Consider the following 4777-nt stretch of genomic DNA (forward strand, 5'->3'; position numbering starts at 1 on the left):
GGATGATGGCGCTGCCGGGGTTCGGCAGGCAGAAGGCGCAGATCTTCATCGCCCTGCTCGCCAAGCAGTGTGGCGTACGGCCGGAGGGCTGGGAGGCCGTCGTCGGCGACTACGCACTGGACGGCCACCGCTCCGTGGCCGACGTCGTCGACGGGGCCTCCCTGCTCAAGGTGCGCGACTTCAAGAAGCAGAAGAAGGCCGCCGCCAAGGCGACCGACCCCGCCTGACACCAGGCCGGGCTGTCCGTACGGGATCCCTACCCGGTTTGGGCGATGTCGGCCCGACGCTGGGGCCACGGGACCGCGCGTGGGCGAAGGTCGCGCGGTGGACGTGCGCGCCGTCGGGGCGCGGCTACCGTCCTCGACACCGAGGAGCCTGGGATGCACCGTCGAACCCTGAGGGGCGCGGCGCTGCTCGCGGCCTCCCTGTCACTGCTGGCCGCGGCGCACGTCCCCGCCGGGGCCGTCAACGCCGACCACGGCACCGGTGTCGTCTCCGCCAACCCGGCGGACAACACGCCGCACGTCATGAACGGGTCGGTCATCGCGATCACGCAGGTCGGCAACAAGATCATCGCCGCGGGAACCTTCACGTCGGTGAGTCCTGCCGGCACCTACGCCAACACCGGCGACGACCTGGTCCGCAACCGGATCTTCGCGTTCGACGCCACCACGGGCGCCATCGACACCGCGTTCAACCCCAACCTCGGCGGCGCGGTCAACTCCCTCGACACCGACGGCACCTACATCTACGCCGGCGGGGCATTCGGCTCGGTGGGCGGCAGCACCGCGATCAAGCGCGTGGTCAAGCTGACCTCCAGCGGTGCCGTGGTGCCGTCGTTCAACGCAGTCCCCAACGCCAAGGTCAACGAGGTCGTCGTCCGCGGTGCCCGCCTCTACATCGGGGGCGCGTTCGTCAACGTCAGGTCGGCGGGGGTCACCACGAGCCGCGCCGCCCTCGCCGCGCTCGACTCCACGACCGGCGCCGTCCTGTCGGGCGTCAACATCGGCTTCACCGGCGTCTACGACCCGAACAACGCCGGCGGGGGCACCACCAACGTCAAGCGCTTCGACGTGACCCCGGACGGCTCGCGGCTGGCCGCCATCGGCAACTTCTCCACGGTCGGCGGACTCACACGCGTGCAGGTGGCCGTGCTGGACACCAGCGGCGCCGTCGCGACCGTCGCGCCCTGGGCGACCACCAGGTACGACCGGGGGCACAACCGCTGCGCCGGCGTCTTCGACTCCTTCACCCGGGACATCGACTTCTCGCCCACCGGTTCCTACTTCGTGATCTCGGCGACCGGAGCCTTCGCCGGAGGGGCCGCGTCCGGGACCATGTGCGACAGCATCTCGCGCTGGGAGACGGCCAGCGCGAGCAACGACCCGACCTGGGTCGACTACACGGGCGGTGACACCAGCTACGGGGTGGCCATCACCGGCAGTGCCGTCTACGTCGGCGGGCACATGCGCTGGACCAACAACCCGTTCCAGGGCGATCAGGCGGGTCCCGGCGCGGTGGGCCGCGAAGGGATCGCCGCGCTCGACCCGACCAACGGGCTGCCCCTGTCCTGGAACCCCGGACGGGCGCGCGGGGTCGGCGCCCAGGCGCTGTTCGCGACGAGCCAGGGTCTCTGGGTGGGCAGCGACACCACCACCATCGGGGGCGAGAGGCACGGCCGGGTCGCGCTGATGCCGCTGGCCGGTGGCACCACGGTGCCCGACGTCGCGGCCGCCGTCCTGCCGAACGACCTCTTCGTGGCGCCGCTCACGACCGGCACCACCGGCGGCGCGCTGCAGCGACGGACGGTGGATGCGTCCGGGACGCCGATCGGCTCGCCGAGCACCGCGAACACCGCGATCAACTGGTCGACCGTCCGCGGCGCGTTCCTCCTCAACGGCACGGTCTACTACGGCCTCGCGGACGGGGCTTTGTACAAGCGGACCTTCGACCGGACCACCGGTGCCGTCGGCACCCAGCGCGTGGTCAACCTGCGCGACGACCCGGACACCGGCACGCGTATCCCGTTCGCGATCGCCGGCCTGACCGGGATGTTCTACGACCCCGTGACACACCGCATCTACTACACGGTCGCCGGCGACAGCCGGTTGCTCTACCGCTACTTCACGCCGGAGAGCGAGGTGGTGGGCGCCGAGACCTACGTCGAGGCCTCCAGCGGGACGACCTTCGGGTCCGTGGCAGGCATGACGCTGGCCTCGGGGCGGATCCTGTACGGATCCTCGACCGACGGCGCCCTGCGAAGCCAGCCCTTCGCCAACGGTCGCGTCACGGGGGGAGCATCGGTCGTGAGCTCGGACGGGACCTGGAGGTACCGCGCGATCTTCGTCCCGAACTCCTGAGCACCTGAGCACCTGAGCTCCCGCCGGCCTACACGGTGTCGGCCGGCTCCGGCTCGTGGTCGCCCACCTCCGCGTCCGCGTCCGCGGCACGTCGCGTGGCGATCAGGCTGGTCGCCGTGGTGAGGGCGAGGATGCCGAGGATGACGGCGAGCGAGGCCAAGGTGGGCACCGAGGGGACCCACGCCCACACCTCGTGGGCCCAGTGCAGCACCAGCTTGATCCCGATGAAGCCGAGGATGGCCGCCAGGCCGTAGGAGAGGTGGACCAGCGTGGCCAGCGCCCCCTGCAGCACGAAGTACAGCGCTCGCAGGCCGAGCAGGGCGAACGCGTTGGTGGCGAACACGAGGTAGGGGTCGCCGGTGATGCCGTAGACGGCGGGCACCGAGTCGACGGCGAACACCACGTCGGTCGCGAAGACGGCGATGACGACGAGGGCGAACGGGGTCAACCATCGCGTGCCGTCGCGGCGTACGACGAGCCGGGTGCCCTCGTAGTCGTCCGTCACCGGCATCACCCGACGGATGAGGCGCACGATGCGCATCTCGTTGACGTCCATCTCGTGGTCCTGGCCCGACACGGCGTCACGCAGCAGCTTCAGGCCGGTGAGCAGCAGGACCCCGCCGAAGACCAGGAAGACCCAGTCGAAGCGGTCCAGCGCGGCGGCCCCTGCCGCGATGAAGATGCCGCGCAGCACGAGCGCCCCGACGATGCCGTACAGGAGCACCCGTTGCTGGAGCGCCTTGGGCACCGCGAACGCGGCCAGCAGCAGCATGAAGACGAACAGGTTGTCGACGCTCAGCGTCTTCTCGACCAGGTAGCCGGTGTAGTACTCCAGTCCCCGGTCCGAGCCGTGGGCGTTCCAGACGTACAGGCCGAAGAGCAGGGGGAGGGCGACGTAGAAGACCGACCAGGCGACGGCCTCCCGCATCGAGACCTCGTGGGGCTTGCGGGTGGCGATGAAGTCGATCACCAGCAGGCCGACGACGGCGCCGATGGTGACCCACCACAGGGTCGGGGTGGCAATGGTGTCGAGCACGGAGCTCTCCTCGAGATCTCAGGACAGGTTGCTGCCGGGCCTGAGGTCTCCCTCGCCGTACGCCGCGAACGGCGACCGGCGCCCACCCGAGGCGCGAGTCGTCGCGCCGTACTGACCGGGTGGTCTTGGTGAGGTACTCCCCTCGGGGGGAAGTGTACGGATCCACTCAAGTATGTCGCCGGCCGCGCCGACAAGGACGCCGGTTCGGGCCGTGAGGACTGCCGTGGCAGAATGACGGTGCGGCACTTGACGACAACGGGTCTTGCCGCGCCCCGAAGTCTTTCGACGAGAGGTGTTCGTGTCCTCGCACGCACGCAAGTTGCTCCCCGCAGAGGTGCTCGCGCACCCGGCCATCGTCTCGCTCATCGAGCGAGGCACCCCCGTTGGCAGTGTGACCACCCACGACCTTCGACAGGCCAGTGACGACGCCCAGGTCGAGCCACGCCACCTCAAGGCCCTCCTCGGCCACCTGAGTGGCCTGGGCATCTCGGTCGAGATCGGCGCCGACACCTCGCGCGCCGTCGCCGCCACCTCGGGTGCCCGCAAGACGACCACCGCGGCCACCGCGAAGAAGGCGGCCACGAAGGCCGCTGCCGCCAAGGAGACCCCTGCCGCTGAGGCACCGGCCAAGGCACCGGCCAAGAAGGCTCCCGCCAAGAAGGCGGCCGCGAAGAAGGCCGCTGCTGCCGGCGCCCCGGTCGACCTCGAGACCGAGCTGGAGCCCGCGACCATCGGGGCCGACGGCAAGAAGATCCTTCCCGACGTCCCGGACGAGCAGTTCGAGAAGGACGTCAAGGTCGATCCGACCATCAAGGAGGACGAGAAGCAGGCCTTCACGGTCTCCGCCTCCGACGACACCGACGAGCCCGAGCAGCAGGTCATGGTCGCCGGCGCGACCGCCGACCCGGTGAAGGACTACCTCAAGCAGATCGGCAAGGTGCCCCTCCTCAACGCCGAGATGGAGGTTGAGCTCGCCAAGCGGATCGAGGCCGGCCTCTTCAGCGAGGAGAAGCTCGCCAAGGGCGGCAAGATCACGCCGAAGGTGCTCGAGGAGCTCGAGTGGATCTCCGAGGACGGCCGTCGCGCCAAGAACCACCTCCTCGAGGCCAACCTGCGCCTCGTGGTCTCGCTGGCCAAGCGCTACACCGGTCGCGGCATGCTCTTCCTGGACCTGATCCAGGAGGGCAACCTCGGCCTGATCCGCGCCGTCGAGAAGTTCGACTACACCAAGGGCTACAAGTTCTCCACGTACGCCACGTGGTGGATCCGCCAGGCGATCACCCGGGCCATGGCCGACCAGGCCCGCACCATCCGCATCCCGGTGCACATGGTCGAAGTCATCAACAAGCTGGCCCGCGTCCAGCGGCAGATGCTCCAGGAC

Annotated in this window: 3 protein-coding genes and 1 pseudogene; 3 read left to right on the forward strand and 1 reads right to left on the reverse strand. The window is 69.9% G+C overall.

Annotated features, from left to right (window positions below; all coding sequences use genetic code 11):
- Both ACXJKL_RS14795 and ACXJKL_RS14800 read left to right on the forward strand, forming a co-directional pair.
- Nucleotides 1–227 (forward strand): annotated as a pseudogene (locus ACXJKL_RS14795) (HhH-GPD-type base excision DNA repair protein); the annotation flags it as partial.
- 153 nt (nucleotides 228–380) lie between these two features.
- On the forward strand, nucleotides 381–2360 hold the full coding sequence (locus tag ACXJKL_RS14800) for a hypothetical protein (protein ID WP_457207806.1): 1980 nt from the start codon (nucleotides 381–383) through the stop codon (nucleotides 2358–2360).
- Nucleotides 2361–2388: 28 nt separating this feature from the next.
- On the opposite strand, the gene ACXJKL_RS14805 is transcribed toward ACXJKL_RS14800, so the two are convergent.
- Nucleotides 2389–3396: a TerC/Alx family metal homeostasis membrane protein gene (locus ACXJKL_RS14805; protein ID WP_457207807.1), complete on the reverse strand. Its 1008-nt coding sequence runs from the start codon at nucleotides 3394–3396 to the stop codon at nucleotides 2389–2391.
- 292 nt (nucleotides 3397–3688) lie between these two features.
- Between ACXJKL_RS14805 and ACXJKL_RS14810 the strand changes: the two genes are divergently transcribed.
- Nucleotides 3689–4777, forward strand: a 1089-nt coding sequence (locus ACXJKL_RS14810; RefSeq protein ID WP_457207808.1) for a sigma-70 family RNA polymerase sigma factor, incomplete at its 3' end; no start/stop codon positions are given.

Source organism: Nocardioides sp. P5_C9_2, assembly GCF_054049555.1.